The sequence below is a fragment of the Tardiphaga sp. vice304 genome, assembly GCF_007018905.1.
Taxonomy (GTDB): domain Bacteria; phylum Pseudomonadota; class Alphaproteobacteria; order Rhizobiales; family Xanthobacteraceae; genus Tardiphaga.
Genome location: NZ_CP041402.1, coordinates 1,849,985 through 1,875,082, shown reverse-complemented (window position 1 = coordinate 1,875,082; position 25,098 = coordinate 1,849,985). Strand labels below are relative to the sequence as shown.

23 protein-coding genes are annotated in these 25,098 nt (G+C 65.1%); 13 read left to right on the top strand and 10 right to left on the bottom strand.

What is annotated here, in order from left to right; all coding sequences use genetic code 11:
• The first annotated feature begins 17 nt into the window (after positions 1–17).
• From FNL56_RS08890 to FNL56_RS08865, 6 genes are all read left to right on the top strand, one after another.
• Complete coding sequence (locus tag FNL56_RS08890; protein WP_143572458.1) at positions 18–1,190, top strand: acyl-CoA dehydrogenase family protein; 1,173 nt, start codon at positions 18–20, stop codon at positions 1,188–1,190.
• Positions 1,191–1,404: 214 nt separating this feature from the next.
• The gene (locus FNL56_RS08885; RefSeq protein ID WP_143572457.1) at positions 1,405–2,499 is read left to right on the top strand and encodes a CaiB/BaiF CoA transferase family protein; all 1,095 of its coding nucleotides are present in this window, start codon (positions 1,405–1,407) and stop codon (positions 2,497–2,499) included.
• A gap of 9 nt (positions 2,500–2,508) precedes the next feature.
• Positions 2,509–3,360, top strand: a complete 852-nt coding sequence (locus tag FNL56_RS08880) for an FAS1-like dehydratase domain-containing protein (RefSeq protein ID WP_143572456.1) — start codon at positions 2,509–2,511, stop codon at positions 3,358–3,360.
• Complete coding sequence (locus FNL56_RS08875) at positions 3,354–3,722, top strand: DUF2147 domain-containing protein (RefSeq protein ID WP_143572455.1); 369 nt, start codon at positions 3,354–3,356, stop codon at positions 3,720–3,722. The genes FNL56_RS08880 and FNL56_RS08875 overlap by 7 nt, the downstream gene beginning before the upstream one ends.
• 37 nt (positions 3,723–3,759) lie before the next feature.
• Positions 3,760–5,382, top strand: coding sequence for a benzoylformate decarboxylase (gene mdlC / locus FNL56_RS08870; RefSeq protein WP_143572454.1), 1,623 nt, complete (start codon positions 3,760–3,762; stop codon positions 5,380–5,382).
• Positions 5,383–5,406: 24 nt separating this feature from the next.
• Positions 5,407–7,746, top strand: a complete 2,340-nt coding sequence (locus FNL56_RS08865) for a molybdopterin-dependent oxidoreductase (RefSeq protein ID WP_143572453.1) — start codon at positions 5,407–5,409, stop codon at positions 7,744–7,746.
• Between the two features lie 182 nt (positions 7,747–7,928).
• Here FNL56_RS08865 and FNL56_RS08860 read toward each other — a convergent pair whose 3' ends face one another.
• Together FNL56_RS08860 and trhA are read right to left on the bottom strand one after the other, a co-directional pair.
• A complete protein-coding gene (locus tag FNL56_RS08860) occupies positions 7,929–8,726 on the bottom strand; it encodes an SDR family oxidoreductase (RefSeq protein WP_143572452.1) in 798 nt (265 codons plus the stop codon).
• A 137-nt stretch (positions 8,727–8,863) separates the two neighbouring features.
• Complete coding sequence (gene trhA / locus FNL56_RS08855; RefSeq protein ID WP_143577707.1) at positions 8,864–9,568, bottom strand: PAQR family membrane homeostasis protein TrhA; 705 nt, start codon at positions 9,566–9,568, stop codon at positions 8,864–8,866.
• A 209-nt stretch (positions 9,569–9,777) separates the two neighbouring features.
• Here trhA and FNL56_RS08850 point away from each other — a divergent pair, with 209 nt between their 5' ends.
• Positions 9,778–11,238, top strand: coding sequence for a YcjX family protein (locus FNL56_RS08850; RefSeq protein ID WP_143572450.1), 1,461 nt, complete (start codon positions 9,778–9,780; stop codon positions 11,236–11,238).
• Positions 11,235–12,266, top strand: a complete 1,032-nt coding sequence (locus tag FNL56_RS08845; protein ID WP_143572449.1) for a YcjF family protein — start codon at positions 11,235–11,237, stop codon at positions 12,264–12,266. The genes FNL56_RS08850 and FNL56_RS08845 overlap by 4 nt, the downstream gene beginning before the upstream one ends.
• 182 nt (positions 12,267–12,448) lie before the next feature.
• On the opposite strand, the gene FNL56_RS08840 is transcribed toward FNL56_RS08845, so the two are convergent.
• Entirely contained in the window at positions 12,449–14,071 is a 1,623-nt protein-coding gene (locus FNL56_RS08840; protein WP_143572448.1) for a glycosyltransferase family 39 protein, read from the bottom strand.
• 94 nt (positions 14,072–14,165) lie between these two features.
• Between FNL56_RS08840 and FNL56_RS08835 the strand changes: the two genes are divergently transcribed.
• Both FNL56_RS08835 and FNL56_RS08830 read left to right on the top strand, forming a co-directional pair.
• Positions 14,166–15,905, top strand: a complete 1,740-nt coding sequence (locus FNL56_RS08835) for an adenylate/guanylate cyclase domain-containing protein (RefSeq protein WP_143576104.1) — start codon at positions 14,166–14,168, stop codon at positions 15,903–15,905.
• 266 nt (positions 15,906–16,171) lie between these two features.
• On the top strand, positions 16,172–16,372 hold the full coding sequence (locus FNL56_RS08830) for a cold-shock protein (RefSeq protein WP_143576103.1): 201 nt from the start codon (positions 16,172–16,174) through the stop codon (positions 16,370–16,372).
• A 246-nt stretch (positions 16,373–16,618) separates the two neighbouring features.
• On the opposite strand, the gene FNL56_RS08825 is transcribed toward FNL56_RS08830, so the two are convergent.
• A complete protein-coding gene (locus FNL56_RS08825) occupies positions 16,619–17,218 on the bottom strand; it encodes a hypothetical protein (RefSeq protein ID WP_210245490.1) in 600 nt (199 codons plus the stop codon).
• A gap of 266 nt (positions 17,219–17,484) precedes the next feature.
• Here FNL56_RS08825 and FNL56_RS08820 point away from each other — a divergent pair, with 266 nt between their 5' ends.
• Positions 17,485–18,690 (top strand): CaiB/BaiF CoA transferase family protein, encoded by a 1,206-nt coding sequence (locus tag FNL56_RS08820; RefSeq protein WP_143572446.1) that lies wholly within the window; start codon positions 17,485–17,487, stop codon positions 18,688–18,690.
• Between the two features lie 222 nt (positions 18,691–18,912).
• A complete protein-coding gene (locus FNL56_RS08815) occupies positions 18,913–19,476 on the top strand; it encodes a fasciclin domain-containing protein (RefSeq protein ID WP_143572445.1) in 564 nt (187 codons plus the stop codon).
• Positions 19,477–19,604: 128 nt separating this feature from the next.
• Here FNL56_RS08815 and FNL56_RS27645 read toward each other — a convergent pair whose 3' ends face one another.
• From FNL56_RS27645 to FNL56_RS08805, 3 genes are all read right to left on the bottom strand, one after another.
• Entirely contained in the window at positions 19,605–19,763 is a 159-nt protein-coding gene (locus FNL56_RS27645) for a hypothetical protein (RefSeq protein ID WP_168202887.1), read from the bottom strand.
• A 12-nt stretch (positions 19,764–19,775) separates the two neighbouring features.
• Positions 19,776–21,215, bottom strand: coding sequence for a hypothetical protein (locus tag FNL56_RS08810; RefSeq protein ID WP_246660915.1), 1,440 nt, complete (start codon positions 21,213–21,215; stop codon positions 19,776–19,778).
• A gap of 73 nt (positions 21,216–21,288) precedes the next feature.
• Positions 21,289–22,215 (bottom strand): hypothetical protein, encoded by a 927-nt coding sequence (locus FNL56_RS08805; protein WP_143572444.1) that lies wholly within the window; start codon positions 22,213–22,215, stop codon positions 21,289–21,291.
• Between the two features lie 170 nt (positions 22,216–22,385).
• Between FNL56_RS08805 and FNL56_RS08800 the strand changes: the two genes are divergently transcribed.
• The gene (locus FNL56_RS08800; protein ID WP_143572443.1) at positions 22,386–22,997 is read left to right on the top strand and encodes a glutathione S-transferase family protein; all 612 of its coding nucleotides are present in this window, start codon (positions 22,386–22,388) and stop codon (positions 22,995–22,997) included.
• Between the two features lies 1 nt (position 22,998).
• Here the strand turns inward: FNL56_RS08800 and FNL56_RS08795 are convergent, their stop codons facing one another.
• Genes FNL56_RS08795 through FNL56_RS08785 form a run of 3 tightly spaced genes read right to left on the bottom strand, consistent with a single transcriptional unit; the run spans position 22,999 to position 25,022 of the window.
• Positions 22,999–23,496 (bottom strand): TPM domain-containing protein, encoded by a 498-nt coding sequence (locus tag FNL56_RS08795; protein WP_143572442.1) that lies wholly within the window; start codon positions 23,494–23,496, stop codon positions 22,999–23,001.
• The gene (locus FNL56_RS08790; protein WP_143572441.1) at positions 23,496–24,380 is read right to left on the bottom strand and encodes a TPM domain-containing protein; all 885 of its coding nucleotides are present in this window, start codon (positions 24,378–24,380) and stop codon (positions 23,496–23,498) included. The genes FNL56_RS08795 and FNL56_RS08790 overlap by 1 nt, the downstream gene beginning before the upstream one ends.
• A gap of 15 nt (positions 24,381–24,395) precedes the next feature.
• On the bottom strand, positions 24,396–25,022 hold the full coding sequence (locus FNL56_RS08785; RefSeq protein WP_143572440.1) for a LemA family protein: 627 nt from the start codon (positions 25,020–25,022) through the stop codon (positions 24,396–24,398).
• Between the last annotated feature and the right edge of the window lie 76 nt (positions 25,023–25,098).

Below are 25,098 nucleotides of genomic sequence, written 5' to 3'. Positions count from 1 at the left end.
AGAATGTAAATTCCTCGATGAAAAATGAAGCCGCGGAACAAGACGAATTTCATGACATCCGCGACGCCGTCGCCAAACTCTGCGCCCAGTTTCCCGGCGAATACTGGCGCAAGCTCGACCGCGAGATGGCGTACCCCTCGGCCTTCGTCAATGCGTTGACCGAAGCCGGTTATCTCTCGGTACTGATCCCGGAAGAATATGGCGGCTCCGGCCTCAAGCTGTCTGCCGCGGCCGCGATCCTGGAAGAGATCCAGCGCGCCGGCTGCAATGGCGGCGGCTGCCACGCCCAGATGTATACGATGGGCACGGTGCTGCGGCATGGCTCGGATGCCCAGAAGGCGCAGTGGCTGCCCAAGGTCGCGACCGGCGAAGTTCGCCTGCAGGCCTTCGGCGTCACCGAGCCGACGTCAGGCACCGACACCACCTCGCTGAAGACTTTTGCGAAGAAGGATGCCGACGGCAATTACATCGTCAACGGCCAGAAGATCTGGACCAGCCGCGCCGAACATTCCGACCTGATGCTGCTGCTGGCACGCACCACGCCGAAGGACCAGTCGGCGAAGCGCACCGATGGTCTCTCGGTGTTCCTGGTCGACATGAAGGAAGCGAAGGGCAACGGCCTGGAGATCCGCCCGATCCGCACCATGATGAACCACGCGACCACCGAGGTGTTCTTCACCGACCTCAAGGTGCCCGCGGCCAATCTCATCGGCGAGGAAGGCAAGGGCTTCCGCTACATTCTGTCCGGCATGAATGCCGAGCGCATCCTTATCGCCGCCGAATGCATCGGCGACGCCAAATGGTTCATCGCCAAGGCGACGGCCTATGCCAAGGAACGCGTGGTGTTCGGCCGCCCGATCGGCCAGAACCAAGGCATTCAGTTCCCGATTGCCAAGAGCTACGCGTCGATGCGCGCCGCCGAACTGATGGTCAAGGAAGCGGTACGCAAGTACGAAGCGGGCCTGGACTGCGGCGCCGAGGCCAACATGGCCAAGATGCTGGCAGCGGACGCGTCCTGGGAAGCGGCCAACGCCTGCGTGCAGACCTTCGGCGGCTTCGGCTTTGCGGAGGAATATGACGTCGAGCGCAAATTCCGCGAGACGCGATTGTATCAGGTGGCGCCGATCTCGACCAATCTGATCCTGTCGTATGTGGCCGAGCACGTGCTCGGCATGCCGCGTTCTTACTGACGCGACTACGGTCTGCTCGGTAACTTGCCACGCGCGCGGTTCACCTCTCCCCTGCGGGGAGAGGTCGGATTGCGCAGCAATCCGGGTGAGGGGGCTGGGTGTCATCGATAGGCCTGTGCCCCCTCACCCGCCCGGCTTCGCCGGTCGACTTCTCCCCGGTGGGGAGAGGTGACAGCGCGTCATTGCTCGTTTGTGAATGAATTCGGAGACTACCATGCTGCCGCTTGAAGGCCTGACCGTCATCGCCGTCGAACAGGCGGTGGCCGCACCATTCTGCAGTTCGCGGCTGGCGGACGCCGGCGCGCATGTCATCAAGATCGAGCGGCCGGAAGGCGATTTCGCGCGCGGCTATGATCATGCCGCTAAGGGCCAGAGCAGCTATTTCGTCTGGCTCAACCGCGGCAAGGATTCCGTGGCGATCGACCTCTCCACGCCGGAAGGCCGCCGTTCGCTCGAAGAACTGATCGCCACCGCCGACGTGTTTCTACAGAATTTGAAGCCCGGCTCGATGGACAAGCTCGGCTTCACGCTCGAGCGTTTGCGAAAAGACTATCCGCGACTGATCTGCTGCACCATTACCGGCTATGGCGACACCGGTCCTTACGCGCATCGCAAGGCCTATGATCTCCTGATCCAGGCCGAGAGTGGCCTTGCCTCGATCACCGGAGGTCCGGACGGCCCGTCACGCGTCGGCGTCTCGATCGTCGACGTCGCTACCGGCGCCGCCGCGCATGCTTCCATTCTCGAGGCGCTGATCGGCCGCTCGGTGTCCGGCCAGGGCGCCGACATCCGCATCTCGATGTTCGACGTGATGGCCGACTGGCTCACGGTGCCGCTGCTCAATGCCGAAGCCGGCAACCCGCCGAAGCGGATGGGGCTCGCACATCCCTCGATCGCGCCCTATGGCGTGTTTCGCTCGCAGGACGGTAAGGACATTCTGATCTCGATCCAGAGCGAGCGCGAATGGAAGACGCTGTGCGCAAAAGTGCTAGGCGATGCCTCACTGGCCAGCGATTCGCGGCTGGTCAACGGCGTCGAGCGCGTGCGCAACCGCGCCTTCACCGATCAGACTGTCTCGGACATTTTCGCATCGCTGAGCCGCGACGCGCTGCTGCAGCGTTTGACCGAAGCCGACATCGCCTTTGCCGAAGTCAACGAGATGGCCGACCTCGCGAACCATCCGCATCTGCGCCGCATCACCGTGGCGACGCCGAATGGCGACGTCGCCTACCCCGCGCCGGCCGCGATCTTCGTCGACGCGCCTCGCACCTACGGCGCGGTGCCCGGCATCGGCGAAATACAGAAATAGGAAGCGGACATGACCGACGCCCTCGATCTAGATCACCTTCGCACCTGGATCGGCCGCACCGACGAGGCCAGCGATGTCGTCACGGCCCAACTCGTCAAGGGCCTGCGCGCGACGCTGTTTCTCGACATCGGCACGCCCGCCCCCGGCGATGCCGCGCCCTACACCACGCATTGGTGCCTGGCGCAGCCGGTGGCGCCCGCTGACAAGTTAGGCGAAGACGGCCACCCCGCCCGCGGCGGCTTCCTGCCGCCGGTGCCGCTGCCGCGGCGGATGTGGGCCGGCGGCCAGCTGGAATTTCTGGACACGCTGCTCGTCGGCGACGCCGTGACGCGGACGTCGAAAATCCTCGACGTCACGCTGAAGACCGGCTCGACCGGCGCGCTGTGCTTCGTCTCCGTCGAGCACCTCATCACCACGCCGCGCGGCCTCGCGATCCGCGAGCGCCAGGACATCGTCTACCGCGACGCGCCGACCAGCATGGCGCCACCTGCCCCGGCGCCAAAGGAAGTGCCGGCCGCGCAGCACAGCGAGACGCATTACGCCGATCCCGTGCTGCTGTTCCGCTATTCCGCGCTGACCTTCAACGGCCACCGGATCCATTACGACCGCGACTACGTCACCAAGGTCGAATTTTACCCCGGCCTGGTGTTCCATGGCCCGATGCAGGCGGCGCTGCTGGTCGAACTGGCGGCGAAGCTGCACGGCGGCAAGGCGCCCGCCAAATTCAGCTACCGCGGCGTGCAGCCGCTGTTCGACGGCGCGGAATTCTCGGTGAATGCCAACAAGACCGATATCGGCTATGAGCTCTGGACCGCCAACGACAAGGGGGCGCCGACAATGAAGGCGACAGCGACATGGTGATTGCGCGCATACTCATCATCGCGCTGGCGCTGAGCGCCTCGTCGGCGCAGGCCGCCGACGAATTGATGGGCGCCTGGCAACGCGGCGATGGCATCGCCCGCGTCAAAGTCGCGCCATGCGGCAAGGTCATCTGCATGACCAATATCTATATCCGTCCCGACGTCACCGACGAGAAGGTCGGCGAACGTATCGAGTTCGACGTGAAGTCGTCCGGCGCGGACCTGGCCGGCACAGTGCTCGATCCCAAGACCGGCAAGAGCTATTCGGCCACCATCGTGGTCGATGGCGACCGCATGTCGACCCGGGGCTGTATCCTCGGTGGCGTGATCTGCAAGAGCACCGAGTGGACCCGTCTTCGCTGACGTCGCGTATCAAACTTCCGCCAGAGAAGGATCGCCCGTGACTGCCAAGAAAACGACGACAACACGCACCAATACCGTCAAGAGCGTCACACTCGACCTGCTCCGAGCATTCGGCATCACAAAAGTGTTCGGCAATCCCGGCTCGACCGAACTGCCGTTCCTATCGGACTGGCCGGACGACATCGACTACGTGCTCGGCCTGCAGGAAGCCTCGGTGATCGGCATGGCCGACGGCTACGCGCAGGCGACGCGCAATGCGTCCTTCGTCAATCTGCATTCCGCCGCCGGCGTCGGCCACGGGCTCGGCAACATCTATACCGCGCATCGCAACCAGACGCCGATGGTGATCACCGCCGGCCAGCAGGCGCGCAGCATCCTGCCGCTGCAGGCGTTTCTCTATGCCGAGCGCGCCTCGGAATTTCCTCGGCCCTACGTCAAGTTCAGCGTCGAGCCGGCGCGGGCCGAAGACGTGCCGGCCGCGATCGCGCGGGCCTATTATGTCGCGATGCAGCCACCCTGCGGGCCGACCTTCGTGTCGGTGCCGATCGACGACTGGACCCATCCGGCGCAATCGATCGCAGCTCGGCAGATTAGCCGCGAATTGGGCCCCGATCCCGTCGCCATGCAGGAGCTGGTCGCAGCACTCGGCAAGGCGAAGAAGCCGGCGCTGATCGTCGGCCCCGCGGTCGATCGCGCGCAGGCGGTCGCGTTGATGGTGGAAGTCGCGGAGAAAACGAAAGCCGCGGTGTGGGTCAGCCCGTTCTCGATGCGCTGCAGCTTTCCGGAACGGCATCCGCAATTCGCCGGCTTCCTGCACGCCTCGCCGGCGCAACTGTCCGACGCGTTGCGCGAGCACGATCTGGTCGTGGTGATCGGCGCGCCGGTCTTCACCTTCCATGTCGAAGGTCACGCGCCAATCTTCGACGGCGACACCACGATCTTCCAGATCACCGACGACGCCACCTCCGCCGCCGTGATGCCGGTCGGCTCCAGCATCATCGCCACCATGAAGCCGGCGCTGACGATGCTGCTCGACCTGTTGCCGGCTACCAAGCGCGTCGCCGCGCCGGGTCGTATCCTGCCGCCGCCGCCTGCCGCGGCCGATCCGATCCCGGCCGACTTTCTGCTGCATACGCTGGCGCAGGCGATGCCGAGCGATGCGCTGTTGGTCGAGGAAGCGCCGTCGCATCGCCCGGCGATGCAGAAATTCATGCCGATGCGCGGCGCCAATTCGTTTTACACGATGGCGTCCGGCGGCCTCGGCCATTCGCTGCCGGCCTCGGTCGGCATGGCACTGGCGCACCCCGACCGCCGCACGGTCTGCCTGATCGGCGACGGCTCGGCGATGTATTCGATCCAGGCGCTGTGGACAGCCGCCCAACGCAAATTGCCGTTGACCATCGTGGTCATCAACAATGCAGGCTACGGTGCGATGCGCTCGTTCAGCCAGGTGATGCAGGTGCGCAATGTTCCCGGGCTCGATCTGCCGGGCATCGACTTCATCAAGATTGCGCAGGGCTTGGGCTGCGATGCCGTCCGCGTGAGCAAGGCGGCCGATCTGGCGCCGGCGCTGACGCGAAGCCTGCAGCATGTGGGCGTCAGCCTTGTCGAAGTCATCGTCGATTCCGCCGTGCCCATGTTATATGGCAAAAAGCATTGAGGCACTGACTCATGGGATTTTTCGATGACGGAACAGGTCAAGGACACGCCGGCGAAGCCGCATAATTCGCATTGGGGAGTGTTTTCCGGCCAGTGGATCGGCGGCAAGCTCGTCATCAAGCCGCACCCGAACGATCCCGATCCGAATCCGATCCTGCAAAATTTTCCCGAGGCGCTCAGCCACAAGGCCCGCATAGCCAAGCCGATGGTCCGCCGCGGCTGGCTGGAGAACGGTCCGGGCAAGGACGCCCGCCGCGGCCGCGACGAATTCGTCGAGATGGAATGGGACGAGGTTCAGGACCTGCTCGCCGCCGAGCTGAAGCGCGTTCAGGACAAGCACGGCGCCAAGGCGGTGTTCGGCGGATCCTATGGCTGGTCGAGCGCCGGGCGCTTCCATCACGCGCAGAGCCAGCTGCACCGTTTCCTTAACGCCGCGCTGGGCGGCTATGTGCGCTCGATCAATTCCTATTCGGCCGGCGCCTCGATGGTGATCCTGCCGCACATTCTCGGCAATTACGACGACGTGTCGCGCCGGAACGTCGCCTGGGCCGACATCGTCGACTACACCGACGTCATCCTCGCCTTCGGCGGCATGAACACCAAGAATTCGCGCGTCGCCGCCGGCGGCATCAGCCGCCACACCGAGCACGGCGACATGATCGCGGCCTCCAGGCGCGGCTGCGAACTGGTGCTGATCGGCCCGTTGAAGACCGACCTGCCCGACGAGGTGAACAACGAGTGGGTGCAGATCAGGCCCGGCACCGACACCGCGATGATGCTGGCGCTGGCGCATACCATCGTGATGGACGACGCGCATGACCGCGCGTTTCTCGCCAGCCACTGCCACGGCTGGGAGACATTCGAAGACTATCTGATGGGCCGCAGCGACAGCCAGCCGAAGAACGCCGACTGGGCCTCCGACATCACCGGGCTTTCTGCGGAGACGATGCGCGCGATCGCGCGCCGCCTGCCTGGCAAGCGCGTGCTGGTGACCGTCGCGCATTCGCTGCAGCGCGCCGAGCACGGCGAACAGCCGGTGTGGATGGCTTCGGTGCTGGCCGCGTTGCTTGGCCAGCATGGCCTGCCCGGTGGCGGCTTCTCCTATGCGCTGGGCTCGATCGCCAATTACGGCCGCCGCCACAATGCGGTGCCGATCGCCGCGCTGAACCAGCTCAAAAACAACGTCAGCGACTACATTCCGGTGGCGCGCATCTCCGACATGCTGCTCAATCCCGGCCAGCCGTTCGATTACAATGGCGAGCGGCTGACCTATCCCGACATCAAACTTGTGTACTGGGCCGGCGGCAATCCGTTTCACCACCACCAGGACCTCGCGCGGCTGCGCCGGGCCTTTGCCGAGGTTGACACGCTGGTGGTGCACGAGATCGGCTGGACCGCGACCGCGAAACACGCCGATATCGTGCTGCCCTGCACGATGACGCTGGAGCGCGAGGATATCGGCGGCGCGCCGACCGATCCACTGCTGGTGGCAATGCACCGCCTTGCCGTGCCCTTTGGCGAGGCACGCGACGACTACACGATCTTTTCAGGCCTGGCCGAGCGGATGGGCTGCGCCGAAGCGTTTACGGAAGGCCGCAGCACCGAGCAGTGGCTGCGCTTTCTCTACCAGTCGACGCAGGATGGGCTAGCGGGCCTTGGCCTCGAGGCGCCGGATTTCGACACGTTCTGGGAACGCGGCGAGATGATGCTGCCGCAACTGCCGCATGACGGCGGCACCGTGCGCGCCTTCCGTGACGATCCCGCGGGCAAGCCATTGCCGACCCACAGCGGCAAGATAGAAATTGCGTCTGACCGCATCGCCGGCTTCGGCTATGCCGACTGTCCCGGCCATCCCGCCTGGCTGCCGCCGGTCGATGTCGTGACGCCCGCGACGCCGCTGCAACTGGTCGCCAACCAGCCCGCGAGCCGGCTGCACAGCCAGTTCGATTTCGGCGGCCACAGCCTGGCCGAAAAGCGCCGCGGCCGCGAAGTCGCGCGCATGCATCCGTTGGACGCCGCCGCGCGCGGATTGGCGGACGGCGATATCGCCAGACTGTTCAACAGCCGCGGCGCCTGCCTCGCCGCGATCGCCGTCACCGAGGATGTCATGCAGGGCGTGATCCAGCTGCCGACCGGCGCCTGGTACGATCCGCAGGATGCCCATGAGGACAATCCGCTCTGCGTGCACGGCAATCCCAACGTGCTGACGCGAGATGTCGGCACGTCCTCGCTGGCACAGGGCTGCTGCGGACAGTTGACGACGGTGGAGGTGGAGAAATTCACCGGCAACCTGCCGCCGATCCAGGCATTCGATCCGCCGGTGGCGGTCAAGCGCACGCCGCCAAGGCTGGAAGCGGCGGAGTAGCGAGCGCGCGCCTTCTTTCTTCCTTCTCCCCTAGTGGGAGAAGGTGGCGCTGACGAAGTCAGCGTCGGATGAGGGGGCTGCAGAGCGCAACACTACCCCTCACCCGTCTCGACCGCTCCGCGGTCGATCCACCCTCTCCCACAAGGGGAGAGGGAAGAAAGTCAGCGGCTCCGCAACTAAACTCACTTCCCGCCGAATTCTTCCCGCATTTTCGCCTGGATCTTGGCCATGCCGCCGATCCAGCGGTCGTAATTCTCGGTCTTCTTGCGCATGTAATCGAGCACCTGGCGGTGCGGCAGGATCAGGAAGGTCTCGGCCTCGATGCCGGCCAGGGCGTCGGCCGCAACCTGCTGCGGCGTGAGATCGCCGTCGCCGGATTGCGGGCCCTTCGGGATCGACTTCAGCATGTTAGTGTCCACGCCCTGCGGACACAGGATCGAGACCTTGATGCCGTGCGCGCGGTGCGAGATCGCGAGGTTCTCGGCAAAGCCGACCGCGGCGTGCTTGGTGGTCGAATAGGCCGGGCTGCCGACCTGCGACAGCAGGCCCGCGGCGGAAATCGTGTTGAGGAAATAACCGCCGCCGCGCGCTTGCATCAATGGAACAAGGTGCCGCGCGGCATAGACATGGGCCATCACATGGATCGCCCAGCTCTTTTGCCACGGCTCGTCGGACGTGCCGCCGGCATTGACCGTCAGCGGATCGAAGCCGCCGCCGATCCCGGCATTCGAGCAGAACAGCGCGATCGGGCCGAACTGCCGTTCGGTTTCCGTGATGACATGAAGAATATCCGCCTCACGGCCGACGTCGCAGGTGAAGGCCACGCCATCGACGGAAGCAGCCACCGCGCGGGCCCGCTCGCCGTCGAGATCGACCACCACCACTTTCGCGGCACCGGCCTCGTGAAACGCCTCGCACAAGGCCTGGCCGATGCCATTGCCGCCTCCGGTGACGACGACGACGTTACCAGCGACCTGCATGCGTAACTCCCTGATTTGATACTTTTGTTCATAGCGTGGGCAAGCTTCTTGATGCGGAGCGTAACGAAGCGTGCCCAGCATTGCCAGCTTTGCGGTCGGCACGGCGCCATCGCGCCTTTGCCTGGCCTGCGGCCAGGTCAGGCAGAATTGCTCATCACCACATCGAGCACCGCAGTGTAGTGGCAGGCCGCGCCCATCAGCACGAAAGCGTGCCAGATCGCGTTCTGGAAACGCAGCCGCTGCCAGGCATGGAAGATCACCCCGAGCGTATAGAGCATTCCGCCGATGCCGATCAGCCAGACCGCCAGGGGCGGCAATGGCGTGAACACCGAATCATAGGCCACCACCCCGCTCCATCCCATCGCGAGAAAGAGGCCGACCGCGACGCGGTCGAACCGTCCGGGATATTTCAGCTTGATGAAAATGCCGGCGATCGCCACCGACCAGACGCCGGCCAGCAACGCTGCGGCGAGCCCGGTGTCCTGCATCTGCGCAAAGAACGGCGTATAGGTGGCGGCGATCAGCAGATAGATCGCCGAGTGATCGAACCGGCGCAATTGCCATTTGCGGGGGCTCACCGGCCAAATATTGTAGGCCGCGGAAAAACACAGCATGGCGAGCAGGCCGGCTGCATAGACCGACGCGGTGACGACCTCAAAGGTCGATGCGAACATGGCGGCAACCACGATCAGCGCTGTCGCCGCGATCAGGCCGAAGGAGACGCCGATGCCATGAACGATGCCATCGGCGATCAGTTCAGCCCGGTCGTAATTCCAGCGGATCGCACCGGCGACGATGTGGGCGGTGTCCGTGGTGAGCTGCTTGAGTGTGAAAATAGCCATGAAAGTTCTGTCCGGCGCAGTGGTGGCGTGCCCCAAGCCCAGTGACTTCGCTGTCAGGTCAGCGATAAATCATGGGCCGGCGCGGGTCAACGATACGCCGGCGACAAGGTTGCGATGCAATATCGATATGCTTGATTTGAGCCGGGCAATCGCCACTTTCAGAGCAGCCGCTTGTCTCTTTTGTGCTCTTTTCGTGAGACCTCCCGTTCATGGCCCGCCTGTCCGAACTCGTCGAAGAAGCCCGGCTGTCCGCCCGGGCGCTGAAAGATTGTGGCGACGGCCTGTTCAATCCGACGGTGCGGCTGGGGGTCACCGGCCTGTCACGCGCCGGCAAGACGGTGTTCATTACCGCGCTGGTGCATGGCCTGACCCGCGGCGGGCGTTTCCCGGTGTTCGAATCGCTGGCCACCGGCCGGATCGCCCGTGCCCGCCTCGCCCCGCAGCCCGACGACGACGTGCCGCGCTTTGCCTATGAGGAACATCTGCGCACCCTGGTGGAGGAACGGCGTTGGCCGAACTCCACGGTGGACATCAGCGAACTCCGCCTCGTCATCGACTACCAGCGCAGCAATGGCGCCGAACGCACGCTGACGCTGGACATCGTGGACTATCCCGGCGAGTGGCTGCTCGACCTGCCGCTGCTGAACAAGACCTTCGAGGAATGGTCGGCGGAAAGCCTGTTGCTGGCGCGCGCCGGGCCTCGTGCCGAATTGGCCCGTGACTTCTTGGCGCATCTCGCGACGCTCGACCCGAACGCGCCGGAGAACGAGCAGACGACGCTGATTGCCGCAAAGCTCTTCACCGACTATCTGAGCGCCTGCCGCGACGACCGCTTCGCCATGAGCCTGCTGCCACCCGGCCGCTTCCTGATGCCCGGCAATCTTGCCGGCTCGCCGGCGCTGACCTTCGCGCCGCTCGATGTGACGGAAGGCGGCGCGCCGGATGGCTCGCTGTGGGCGATGATGCGACGGCGCTTTGAGGCCTACAAGGACGTGGTCGTGCGGCCGTTCTTCCGCGATCATTTCTCGCGGCTGGACCGCCAGATCGTGCTGGTCGATGCACTGTCGGCGTTCAACGCCGGGCCCGAGGCGCTGCACGATCTGGAAGCCGCCATGGCCGGCATCCTCGACTGCTTCCGCATCGGCCGCAGCACCATTTTCTCCTCCCTGTTCCGGCCGCGGGTCGATCGCATCCTGTTCGCGGCCACCAAGGCCGATCATTTGCACCATCTCAGCCACGACCGGCTGGAAGAGGTACTGCGGCGAACCGTCGGCCAGGCGGTGGCGCGCTCCGAACTGGCCGGCGCCGCGGTCGATGTGGTGGCGCTCGCCGCCGTGCGCGCGACCAAGGAAGCGCTGGTGCAGCGCGGGCGCGACAAGCTGCCCTCGATCATCGGCACGCCGGCGAAAGGCGAACTCGCCAATGGTGAGGCATTCGACGGCGAGACCGAGGTAGCGACCTTTCCGGGCGACCTGCCGGCGAACCTTGACGGGCTATTCGAGGGCGGCGCCTTCAGGGGTCTCTCTACCGACGCTCCGGACAAGGCCGATTATCGCTTCCTGCGCTTCCGGCCGCCCAGGTTGGTGCGCAACGGCGCCGAGGAGCCGGCGCTGCCTCACATCCGCCTCGACCGCGCGCTCCAGTTCCTGATCGGAGACAGGCTGAAATGACCGAACGTTCGACCAGGCGGCCGGCCACCTTCCGGCTCGATGATTCCCGCATCACGCTGATGGATGCCGACGACGATGCCGGCCGCCTCGGACGCGGCAGCATCCGGATCACGCCGGAAGCCGATCCGATGGCCATGCCCATGGTGATCGAAACCCCGCTGCCGCTCCGAAGTGGCTTTCGCTGGGGCACCTTGTTCTGGAGCGCGCTCGGCGGGCTGGTGCTGCTGGGCGCCGGCCTCGGCGTCACCCATCTGGTACAGGACCTGTTTGCGATCAATGACGGCCTCGGCTTTCTCGGCGTCGGCCTCGCCGCGCTCGTGACGCTGGCGCTCTGCGTCATCATCGTCCGCGAAGCGATCAGCCTGTCGCGGCTGGCGACGATCGAGAAACTGCATGCCCGCGCACTCGCCACCATCATCAGCGACGACCGCGCCGAGAGCCGCGTCATCGTGCAGGATTTGTTGAAGATCGCGCATGGCAATCCGCAACTGGCGCGGGCCCGCGCCGCGCTGCAGAACCACACCGACGACATCATCGACGGCGCCGACATGATCAAGCTCGCCGAGCGCGAGTTGATGTCACCGCTGGACATCGAAGCACGGCGGCTGGTGTCGGTCGCCGCGCAGCGCGTCTCGGTCGTCACCGCGATCAGCCCGCGCGCGCTGATCGATGTGCTGTTCGTGTTCGCCGCCGCCTTGCGGCTGGTGCGGCAGTTGGCGCGGCTCTATGGCGGGAGGCCCGGCACGCTCGGCATGATCCGGCTGATGCGCCACACCCTCTCGCACCTCGCCATCACTGGCGGCATGGCGGCCAGCGACAGCATGATCCAGCAGATACTCGGCCATGGCATCGCCGCGAAACTCTCGCAGCGGCTCGGCGAAGGCGTGCTGAACGGGTTGCTGACGGCGCGTCTGGGGCTGGCGGCGATCGACGTGACACGGCCGCTGCCGTTCACGGCGTTGCCGCGCCCGGCGCTGGCGGATCTCGCAAAGGACCTGCTGCGCAAGAAGGACGAAGAGATGCTTTGAAGCCACGACGCGCTTCTTCCTTCCTTCTCCCCTTGTGGGAGAAGGTGGCGCGGACGAAGTCCGCGTCGGATGAGGGGGAGCAATGAAGCGCGGAGCGTGCCGCGCGCCCTCACCCGTCTCGAACTGCTTCGCAGTTCGATCCACCCTCTCCCACAAGGGGAGAGGGAAGAAAGAGTGCCGCTTCAGCGCGATGCGACTTGATAGTTCGGTGAAATCCCCATCGCCAGATTCGGCCAGCGATAGAACGGCGTGCCCGGCGCAGGATTGAGTTCGGGCGTCCAGCCGGTCAGCTTCTCGATGCGGTAGGTCTTCATCGCCACGTCGCGGAACATCGTCTCGACGGTCGCCAGCGGCGCCAGCACCGCCGGGGTCGATGCCAGCAGCGAACGATCGTCGTCGGTGACCTGTGCGATGTAGAGGCCAGCATGATCCCTGATCACCGCCACACCGGGATCGCGGAAGCCGAGGAAACGGGCGCGCTGGTTGATCTGGATCACCGGTACGCGGTCTTTCAAATGCCAGCGCAGCATCGCATAGGTCCGGTAGTCCGTCGTCGCGATCCATGTCGCGCCCGATGTCTGCATCTCGGCCACCGCGCGGTCGGCCAGCGCGGCATAGCCGGCCTCGCCGCCAATCGGGTCGTTCTTGCCGATCAGATTCCACGGGCTCGCTACGCAATACAGAAACACCAGCACGACCAGCGGAATGCCGGAGGCGATGGCGCCGTAGGTCCAGGCGACGCCGGACTTCAGCATGCCCGGTGAGAATTGCCCGCGACCAATCATCGAGACGTTGATCGCCGCGGCCGCGAAGGCGGGCGGCCACAGGAACATCGGCCAGGTGTCGCCGACCCGCAGCGTCAGCGACTTCCACAGGAAGTAGCCGAACGGCACCAGCACGGCGGTTGAGAGCAGGATCGCCACCGGTTCGCGGCGGGAATATCCGCGCCAGGCGGTGAGCACGATCGCCGAGAGCACGACCGGAAGAACGATCAGCCCGACCTGGCCGAATTGCAAGCCGAGGAAATCGCCGACCGTGCGCAGCGAAATTTCATTGTTGGTGGTGGCGCGGATGAACTGGAACTTGAACGAGGCCCAGTCGTGCCCGGCATTCCAGATCAGCACCGGCGACGACACCGCAAAGGCAATCAGCACCGCCAGCCACGGATACGGGCTGCGCAGCCAGCGCCCGCGCCAGGCCGGTACCAGCATGAAAGCGAGGATGGCGGGCACCAGCATTACCACCGTCAGCTTCGACAGCAGCGCCAGCCCGGCGAACAGGCCCGCCGCCAGCCACCAGCTGTTATCGTCGCTCTCGACCAGCCGCACCAGCGACCAGATCATCGCCATCGCGAACGGGATCATCGCGACGTCCGGCGCGACCTTGGCGGTCAGGAGCCCGTAATATAGCGCTGCCTCCGGCAGCAGCACCGCCACCAGCATCGCGCGCAAATCCTGCGTCACCCGCCGCACGATGTCGGCGAGCAGGCCTTGCGTTACCAGCATGCCGACGATGCCCATGAAGCGGACGCCGAGACCGGTATCGCCGAAGATCGCCGTGCCCGCCCGAATGAACCAGGCGATCATCGGCGGATGGTCAAGGAACGACAGCACGCTCTCCTTCGACCAGGTCCAGTAATAGGCCTCGTCGGTGCGCAATTCGAACAGGCCGGCATAGACCAGCCGCATCGCGGTCAAGGCGAGCAGCAGAGCGCCGATTACCCAGAGGGCGTTGCGTGGCACGTTGCGTTCGAGCGTCAAAGGGCGGTTCGATATCGTCATCGCCGAGCTTTTGGGCGGCGCCATGCCCGCTGTCAACGTGTTGACAATGCTGGCGCAAAGCGCCGCCGACGGGCATGGTGCCCGGACCGGCCGCCCGGCTACGCCTGCCACGGATCCCATGACCGACCTCAGTGCACCGCAGCCGGTTTCCTCGCTCCGCGGCCTCGGCCTGCGGCAGCTCCGGCTCGCGTGCGGACTCGTGCTGTTCGCCTATCTGGTCAGCCACTTCCTCAATCACGCACTCGGCAACGTCTCGCTAGCTGCGATGGGCGCCGGCATCGACTGGCACATGGCGTTCTGGCAATTCAGGCCGATTGCCTATCTGTTCTATTCGGCGGCGGCTATCCATGCCGGGCTGGGCATCTGGGCGCTGTATGAGCGGCGGCAATTCCACCGCAAGGCGATCGAGCCGCTGCAATTGCTGCTCGGCCTCAGCATTCCCGCGCTCATCATCGGCCATGTCGTCGGGATGCGGCTGAGCCACGTGTTGTACGGACAGGAGCGCGGCTACGAGCAGGTCTTTTATGGCTATTGGGTGCTGGTGCCGTACCGGATGTGGCTGATCTACGCGACCATGCTGATCGCCTGGGTGCATGGCTGCATCGGGCTGTATTTCTGGCTGCGCATCAAACCGTTTTTTAGGCGCGCCGCGCCGTGGCTGCTGGCCGCCGCCGTGCTGCTGCCGACGCTGGCGATGCTCGGCCTGTATCAGGGCGGCCGCACGGTCGTGCAGCAAAGTACGTCGCCCGAATGGCAGCAGGCCAACCTGTCGCCGAAGCAGGTCGGTACCGCCGCCGAGAACGCGGCGCTGTCCGATATCAGCGACACGGCGCTGACGATCTATCTCGGCCTGCTCGGGCTGGCGCTGGCCGCGCGCGCCTTCCGCATTATCGCCGAACGCCGCACCGGCCTGATCCGGCTGTCCTATGGCGATGGCCGAACTGTCCGCGTGCCCCGTGGACTGAGCGTGCTGGAAGCCAGCCTGCGTTACCGCGTGCCGCATGCCAGCGTCTGCGGCGGCCGCGCCCGCTGCTCGACCTGCCGCATCCGCGTGATCGGCGATACCAGCGCGCTACCCGCTCCATCGCCGCGCGAGGCCTTCATCCTCGGCCGCATCGGCGCCGCCGCCGACCCGGCGATTCGGCTGGCCTGCCAGTTGCGCCCGAACACCGACCTCGACTTCCTGCAATTGCTGGCGCCCCACGCGATGTCATCCCACGCGCATGCGGCACGTCCGCAGCGCGTCGGCCAGGAGCGTTATCTCGTCAGCATGTTCATCGACATGCGCGGCTCGACGAAACTGGCCGAACACCGGCTGCCGTTCGATACCGTGTTCATCGTCAACCGCTTTCTCGCGGCGGTATCGCAGGCGGTGAGCGATTGCGGCGGCGAGCCGAACCAGTTCGTCGGCGACGGCGAACTGGCGCTGTTCGGCCTCGCCTGCGATCCGCCGACCGCCTCGCGCCAGGCGCTGCGCGCGGCGGCGATGATCGCGACCAATATCGAAGAGCTGAACGAGGCCATGAAGCACGACCTGCCGGACCCGATCCGCTTCGGCATCGGCATTCACGGCGGCGAAGTCATCATCGGCGACATCGGCTATCGCGACCATATGGTGTTCACCGCGCTCGGCGACTCCGTGAACGTCGCGGCAAGGCTGCAGGACCTCACCAAGAACCTCGGCTGCGAGCTCATGGTATCGCAGGACGTCTGCGCGATGGCCGGCCTGCAGGCCAGCGACCTTCCCGCCGCGCAGCAGGTCGCCATCCGCGGCCGGATCGAGCCGATGCTGGTGCAGGCGATGGCCGACGCACGACAGCCCGCCGCATTGGTCACAGACACGGCGGCAGCTGCCTGACACGCATCGCCCGAGCGAGCGCCACAACCTTTCGCAACCGCGAAGGTTTATGCCGCACTGCGTGCGAAGTGCTTTCAGGCGCGTCAAAACGCCTCAAAACTGGGCTAAATCGCTAAAAAAGCGAAAATACCGGCGTGTTTCGTCGATTTTTGCACGTCGTTTCCGCTATCACACTTGGCAGGGAGCAGTTATCGTGCGCATGTCGGATATGCCGGTTTGCGGGGACCGACAATTCGTTATTTTTTTTATCCCGCGGAGACGACGTGATGGCTAAAGGTACTGTGAAGTGGTTCAACGCCACCAAGGGCTTCGGTTTTATCCAGCCCAGCAATGGCGGCAAGGACGTGTTCGTTCATATTTCGGCAGTCGAGAAGGCTGGTCTTTCTTCGCTGAACGAAGGGCAGACCGTTGAATACGAGGAAGTCGCGAACCGCGGCAAGACCTCGGCTGAAAACCTCAAGGTTTGATGCGACGGCGTGATCCGGATCGCTCCCTCGATTAATCCAGGCCAGTCTCCGAGAAGATCACGTTTCAACAACTTAGAGCGCATTCGGCAAGAGCGGTTACCCCAAAGGTTTCCTCTCTTGCACGCAATGAGGTTCTCGCAGGTCCACGCAGGTTGCGCTAATTCGATCCGCGGGGTGCGCTCTACCCTAATTTGAAGTCCACGCGTCTGCTTCGGCAGCGCGTCGGCGCTCAGCGCCCCTCCTCTCCTAGTTTTCCTTGACCCATTGATCTGCCGGCTTGACGTCGGGCGCCTGCGCGTAACCGCGCGTCCACAGGTCGACCACCCATTCGCCACGCGTCGCGCGGTCCAGCAGCACGGCGGTGTTGTGCGGGGTCTGCAGCGCCAGCGGGTTGCCGCGGTAGCGCGGATTTCCCACGTCATGATGCTTCAGCAGGCCCCAGTCCTGCAGGATCAAGAGCAGGCTGGTCACGTTGCGCGTGGTGTCCCAACAATCGAAATTATGCTTGTCGTCGAAATAGCGGATGTCCGCATTGGCGATGCGCTTGTCGGTGCCGATCACCGGCCCGACGCGGCGATCGAACCAGATCACCGCTTTCTGCACAGCCGCGCGCTCCGCCACGGCCGACGCTTTGCCAGTGGCCATGATCTTGGTCAGCGCCGCTTTGTCGCCGGGGCCGAAATCCAGGATATGGCGGCGTCGGCAGACGAAGCCATAGCAGACCGTCATCGAATCCGCCGACGGCGGATAGATCGACACCGAGGTGTAGAGTTCGCTGATCCCCGGGCTCAGTTCGACCGCGCGCGCGGCCGGGGTGCCGCCAAGCGTTGCAGCGATCGCCAACATGCACGCAGCCAGGGCGCTGCGCCTTCCCAGAACCGATACTCGCATGATCGACAGCTTCCAACGTGATGAGTGGAGCTGAAACTAACGCAGCGCCCGATCCCTGCCAAGCGGCGGCCGGCCGCCGCGTTTTGCGCACGGCAGCCCGCCGCGTCCGCATGTTGCATCGTTGCAGCGAGATGGTTCAAATGCGCCGCCAAATTCGATCTTGCCTCAGAAGCGAACGAATTCCGGTGGACGGCAATCACAATAATCTTCGGGAGTGAGACATGGACGACGGTATCTTCGCGGGCCTCAAGGTTCTGGATTGCGCGAGCTTCATTGCCGCGCCGGCCGCGGCCACCGTGCTGTCCGATTTCGGCGCCGACGTCATCAAGATCGAGCCGCCCGGCGCCGGCGATCCCTACCGCAACCTGCCCAACCTGCCCGGCTATCCCAAGAGCGAGCACAACTACGCGTGGATGATGGAGAGCCGCAACAAGAAGAGCCTGGCACTCGACCTCGCGAAACCCGAAGGACAGGCCGTGCTCTACAAACTCGTCGCCGAGGCCGACGTGTTCATCACCAACTTTCCGCCGCCGGTGCGGGCGCGCCTGAAGATGGCCTATGCCGACCTTTCGCCGCTCAACGAGCGGCTGGTCTATGCCTGCTTCACCGGCTACGGCGACCTTGGCGCGGAGGCGAACAAGCCGGGTTTCGACTCCACGGCGTGGTGGGCCCGCTCCGGCCTGATGGACCTGGTTCGCGCCGACGACGACACCACACCGGCGCGCTCGGTCGCGGGAATGGGCGACCACCCCTGCGCGATGGCATTGTTCGGCGCCATCGCCATGGCGCTGTACAAGCGCGAGCGGACCGGGAAGGGAAGCCAGGTCAAATCCAACCTGATGGCCAACGGCGTGTGGTCCTCCAGCGTGCTGGCGCAAGCCAAGCTGGTCGGCGCGACATTCGAAAAGCGCCGGCCGCGCGAGCGCGCGCTGAACGCCGTTACCAACCACTACAAATGCCGCGACGGCCGCTGGATCATGCTGTCGCTGCTCAACGAGGAGAAGCAGTGGCCGGTGCTGACGCGCGCGCTCGGACGCGACGACCTGACCAACGATCCTCGCTTTGCCACCAAGCCGGATCGCCACGCGCGCTCGCTCGAACTCATCGCAGTGCTGGACGAGGTGTTTGCGACGCGCGACTGGCCGGACTGGCGCGCGCGGCTCGACGGCCAGGGACTGATCTTCGGCGTCGTCGGCATTCTCGACGACATTCCGGACGATCAGCAGATGAAGGACAACGACGTGCTGATCCCGTTCGAGGATTCCAGCCTGATGACCATCAACAGTCCGATCTGGGTCGAAGGCAGTGCCAAGAAGAAACCGCGGATGCCGCCCTCGGTCGGCCAGCACAGCGACGAGATCCTGCGCAGCGCAGGCTTCGATGATGCCGCGATCGCCGCCTTGCGAGCGACGGGTACGGTGGGCTGATAGGTTCACCTGCTGCACGGGCGTCGACTATACGTCGCGTTCGCCAAAGAGTTTCAGATCGTTCCAAATCACCGCCGATTCGGCGGTGATTTTCGTTTGTGAAACCGTTTGTGCCGGTCCGCGTAGCTGCTGAAGACAACGCGACAGCGCTTCGCTGCAAAACTCGATCAGTCCGCTCGCGAATTCTCGCCGGCGTTTTGAAGTACAAATGGAGACAATCAAATGTCCAAGCGTATTGCCCTGCTCTCTTTCGCCGCCTTCAGCACGCTGATGATTTCCGCGAGCTTCCTGCAGCCCGCAACCGCCAAGATGATGAAAGGCGAGAATACCGTGATGGTCGGCGGCGCGCCGATGTACCCGTCGAAGAACATCATCGAGAACGCCGTCAACTCCAAGGATCACACCACGCTGGTCGCAGCCGTGAAGGCCGCGGGCCTCGTCGACACTCTGGCGGGTCCGGGTCCGTTCACCGTGTTCGCGCCGACCAACGCCGCGTTCAACAAGCTGCCCAAGGGCACCGTCGCTACACTGGTGAAGCCTGAAAACAGGGCGACGCTCACCAAGATCCTGACCTACCATGTCGTCGCCGGCAAGATGAACGCAGCCGACCTCACCGACGGCAAGAAGCTAACCACCGTCGAAGGCGAGCAGCTCACCGTGAAGCGCAGCGGCGGCAAGGTGTTCATCGTCGATGCGAAGGGCGGCATGTCGCGGGTCACCATTGCCGACGTCAACCAGTCGAACGGCGTGATCCATGTCGTCAACACCGTGCTGATGCCTGGCTAAGAGGTTCCTGAATTCTTTGACTTCAAGAGTGTCCCCGGAGAGATCCGGGGACGCTTTTTATTGCCGTACTCACAGGAGCGCGAAGGCGCACTTGCGCCGTGTCCCCCCTCCTGATCCTTTCGGTGCCTCTATCGCGCCAGCAGCCAGCCGAACACGGCGAGCGCGACCAGCACCGTGATCGCGATGGCCCAGGTGCTGACGCGAACATCGCCGCTGGTCTGACGTGCGCTTTCGTTGTCGACGATGGCGACGTTACGCTCCTTGGTGTCCTTGTCGGCCTCGTTCATCGCGCGCTCGTTCTACTGGACGAAACACATGCCGAAGCGGGACGCCATGTCGGCGCCGACCGGCTGACACGACAATCCCTCGGCACAATTCCACGCCGCAAAGCTGGCATCATTGTCGATCGGTTGCGGCCGGTAGCACGTCGCGCCCCAGCCATCGAGCATGGCGGTGCCGGCAAGCCCCGTGCTGCGCCGCGCCTGCGGACGATCGGAGAAGCCGCGTGAAAAATCCGGCGCCACGCCGTCGCGCAGCGCGACCAGAATATAGCGGCGGCGCGGCTGATCGCCGTTGAAATGCGGCGACATCGCCACCGTCGCAGGCGACGCCGCGTCACCGCCGGGGAAGTGAAAGCCGCCGATGCCGCGGACCTGATGGCAGCCGCCGCAACCGATGTCGCCGAGCCGCCGGACAAAGCCTGCCGGCGAATGGATGTTCTGCAGCACGACGCCGCGCGAGGCGACCGCCGCCAGTGCCGCCACGATATCGCCGTCGCTGAACACGGCATTGCTGCCGGCGTGGTCGGACTGCATCAGGCCGAATGATGGCTGCAGGCTCGACCGCGCCATGCCGGCCGGGGTCGAGGCCACCGAGCTTGTGGCGAGAAATTCCTCCGGGATGACGACCGTGCCGGCGTCGAAAGCCGCCAGATGATCGGGCGTCAGCAGCCACGTCCTGAACGCGCGGGCGAGGTCGGCGTCGGCCAGCAGCCGCTCGGCGTCGATCTGGTTTTCCATCGCCGCCTCGGCAAAGGCGGCGCCCGGCGCGCCCCGGCGAAACACCTTCTGCAGATAGTGGGTGCGAAATTCGCGGGTGGCCGATCGCGGCGCATGCGCAATCTGCAGATTGATCTCCAGGCGGTCGATATGATCCGGCGTCAACGTCGCCAAAGGCGCGTCCGACGACAGCCAGCGTCGCGCGATCTCCGCGCAATTTTGCGCATCGCCGGGCTGCCTGGCGCGCAGCACCAGGTTCAGCGTCATCGGCAACCGGGACGGCGCGCCCTCGCCGTTCCCCATCAGCCGATAGATCAGCCGGATCTCGCCGCAGGTCTCGGGCGCGACAAAGGCGCGGTCCATGCGATTGACGACGCCGGTCAATACGAAGCGGGTATCGGCCGCGTAGAGTTGCGCTTCGTCGAAGAGCTGGACATCGTACGACGCGCCGACGCCGAGGCTCTCGCCGGGCCGCGTCGCTTTGTGGCGCTCAACATAGCGGGTGAATTCGGCCTCCAGCGCGCGGCGCAGCGGGGCCAGCGCGGGCTGCGCGAACAGCACGTCATTCGTCAGGGGTGGATTGCGCGACGCAGCCAGCATCCGGCCGAGACCAAGGTCCCCATCATCCAGTTTGCGCAATGTGTGCGGATCGGTGATGGCGAGCCCCTGCGCGGGCTCAGCCTGAATGAAATTCGGCACCATTGCGCAGATCAGGACGATGAAAGCGAAGCGATATCGCACGGGCGTTTCCGGATCGTGCCTGCCTCACGCCGGCACGATACCGAAAAGCTAGCCTAAAAACCCCGTCCCCGCATCAGCGCGCGACGACCAGGCCCTTGCTGGTGACGACGACCCAGCGGCCGTCCTGCTTGCGGATCGCATCGATGCGGCCGAGGCCGGGGACCGGATCGCCGGCATAGACCTCGAACACGCCCGAGCGGCCTTCGATGGTGGCGCCGCCATTGCCGACGTCGAGCAGGTTCCAGCCTTCCACCGTCGGCAACCGGGCGACTTCCGGCTTCGGCGCCGGCGTGGGCACCGGTGCCGAAATCGAGCCGGTGACTTCCCTGGCAGGCACGGATGCCACCGGGGACAATACGGGCGCCGGCGCCGGGCGCTGCTTCTCGACGGTCTCGCCGAGCTTGGCGACCGTCTCGCTGAGCTTGGCCACCGTATCGCTCAGCTTGGCGACGGTGTCGTTCTGGCGGGCGATTTTGGCATTGGGCTCGGCCTGGGCTTTCTCGACCCGGTCGAGGCGGTCCGTGGTCTTGCCGATCTGGGCGGCGCTCTGCTTGCCGTTGCGCTCGGTGCTGATCTTCAGCGCGGCGATATCGGCATCGATCCGCATCACCTGCTCCTCCAGCGCGCGGCTGGCGGTGTTGCTGCTATCGTCGCGGCCGAACATCTGGCTGATGCCTGCCGTGGCCAGCGAGCCGCCGATGGCGCCGGTGATCGCAGCCAGCGCAATGACCATCGCCACCGCGGAGATCCGGCGCTGGCGCGGCGCGGCCTCGGCGTGGGTGTCGGGATCGCGGTCGGCTTCCTTGACGAAATCCTCCCAGGTGCGCTCGCGCTGCGGCGACATGATCATGATCTTGCTGGCGGTGTGCGGCGACTTGACCTTCGGCGCCTCGATCCGCGGCGTCCCGGACTGCTCGGGCACCAGCTTCGGCGAGTCGACATGGGCCGCGTCGGAGGCAGCATCGTGGGGTTCGCTGGAATGGGTCGGGGTGTCGCTCACGGCAAATGCTCCGGAAAGGATGAACCATTTGGTAACTTTCATTGCTTGCCAAATCCTTACCGGCCGCCGCGGTTACCAAAATTTCACCTGTTGCCCCGGCCCGGGCGCCGCTTGACGACGCCGCTCCGATTTCGTCAAAAAGCGTTCAACAAGGTTCAGGGAGAACGCGCGTGAAACTGTACGATTCGATCGGGCCCAATCCGCGCGTGGTGCGAATGTTTCTGGCCGAAAAAGGCCTCGGCATGCCGGTGCAAAGCGTCGATCTGGCGGCGGGCGAGAACCGCGAAGCGGCGCACCTGGCGCGCAATCCGCACGGCCAGATGCCGACGCTGCAACTCGACGATGGCAGCTTCCTGTCGGAAACCGTGGCGATCTGCGAATATCTCGAAGAGGTCCAGCCCGCGCCTGCGCTGATCGGCAGCACGGCGGCCGAGCGCGCCGAAGCGCGGATGTGGCGGCAGCGGATCGACCTCAACATCTGCCAGCACATCGCCAACGGCTATCGCTTCAGCAAGGGACTGCCGCGCTTCGAACGCCGCATCGTCTGCGTGCCGGAGGGTGCCGAGGGATTGAAGAACATCGCCGCGGACCGGTTGCGCTGGCTCGATGGCCAGATGGCCGGACGGACCTATCTGTGCGGCGATCGTTTCACGGTGGCCGACATCGTGCTGTATTGCTGGCTGGATTTTGCCGGACAGGTCGATCAGCCGCTGGATCCCGCCAATGCCAACCTGGCGTCATGGTTCGCACGCGTCGCCGAACGGCCGTCGATCAGGGCGTAATCTACAGAATAACCGGCGCGTCGGGCAATTCGTTGGCGGCAGCCCCGTCACGCGGGAAATGCGTGGCCAGATGCTGCGTCACGGCGGCGATTCCGCGGATGACACCGCGCTCGAAATGGCCGGCACGGAATTCGGCCTCCATCGCCTGGCAGATCGCTTCCCAGCCGGCCGCGCCGACATGCGCGTCGATGCCGCGATCGACCACGATCTCGACGTCGCGGTCGGCCAGCAGGAGATAGATCAGCACGCCATTATTGTGCTCGGTGTCCCAGATCCGCAGTTGCGAGAAAACGTCGATCGCCCGCTCGCGCGCCGACTGGTCGCGGAACAAGGGCGCGCCGTCGAGCGCGCCTTCGACCACGAAGCGGATCTGGCCGGCGTGGCTGGCCTCAGAGGCCCGGATGGCCTGCTCGATCGCCGCCAACGCCTGCGGCGGAAACGCGTTGCGGACCCGCGAGCGGTTGCCGAGCAGATGCTTCGTGATCCGTGCGATTGACATCACCAATTCCCCGATGCGCCGCCGCCGCCGAAACTGCCGCCGCCGCCACTGAAGCCGCCACTGCTGCTGCTCGACGAGCCAGACGACCACGATCCGCCACTGCCCCCGACATAGCCGCCGCCACGCCCGCCGCCGCCGCCCATGAAGCTATCGGCGACCAGGGTGAAAACAAATGCGATGATGCCCGCGACACCGGCCAGCAAGGCCGTGCCGATCAGCATCCAGACCACCAATGCGGCCAGCCCGCCGGTCGCGATCGAGCCGTACAGGCGGCCAAAGATGGTGCGCAGGATGCCGCCGCCGATCAGCACGCCGAACAGCAGGAACGGCCCGAACTCTTCGAGTTGATTGACGAAGTTCGTCGTCGGCTGCCGCACCTCAGGCGCCGGCAGCGGTTCGCCATCGATCACTTTCAGGATCGCATCGGTGCCGGCGGTGATGCCGCCGGCGAAATCGCCGGTCCTGAATTTCGGCGTGATGATCTGGTCGATGATGCGCTTCGACGTGACGTCGGTCAGCGCGCCTTCGAGGCCGTAGCCGACCTCGATGCGCAGCTTGCGGTCGTCCTTGGCGATCACCAGGATCGCGCCGTCATCGACCTTCCTGCGGCCGATCTTCCAGGCTTCCGCCACCCGGATCGAGAACTGCTCGATTGATTCCGGCGCGGTGGTCGGCACGATCAGCACCGCCACCTGGCTGCCCTTGCGGGCCTCGAAGGCGCGGAGCGTGGCGTCGAGCGCCGCCTGCTCGCTCTGGCTGAGCGTCATGGTGCGATCGACCACGCGACCGCTGAGCGGCGGCACCGCGACATCGGCAGAAGCCATGGCGCTGCCTAACAGCAGCAGCGCCAACAGGCTAGCGCAGAGCGCCCTGATCACGGTCATGCGCCTGCCGCCCGCCTATTTGGCAGGTGCGGGGACGGCTGGTGCCGGCGCCGGCGCGTTGAAGTCAACCTTCGGCGCGGTCGAGATTTCGCCTTCATTGGCCACCGAGAAGTTCGGCTTTTCCTTATAGCCGAAGATCATCGCCGTGATGTTGTTCGGGAAGGTGCGGACGCCGACATTATAGTCCTGCACGGTCTTGATGTAGCGGTTGCGCGCCACGGTGATGCGGTTTTCGGTGCCTTCGAGCTGCGACATCAGGTTGGTGAACAATGCGTCGGACTTGAGCTGCGGATAGTTCTCGGTGACCACCAGCAAACGCGACAGCGCGCTCGACAGCTCGCCCTGCGCGGCCTGGAATTTCTGCAGGGCGGCGGGATCGTTGACGACTTCCGGCGTGGCCTGGACGCTGCCGACCCGGGCGCGCGCATTGGTAACGCCGAGCAGCACATCCTTCTCCTGCTGCGCAAAGCCCTTCACGGAATTGACCAGATTGGGCACCAGGTCGGCGCGCCGCTGATACTGGTTGACCACCTCGGACCACGCCGACTTGACCTGTTCGTCGGTCGTCTGGATCGCGTTGTAGCCGCAATTGGTCAGACTTAGGGTGGCCAGCGCGGCCAGCACCGTGAAAAACTTACGCATCGAATTCTCCTGAAATCAGTTTGCCGAGCACTCGCTGCACGGGCCTTAGCATAGCAGAGATGACAGACGGGCAACA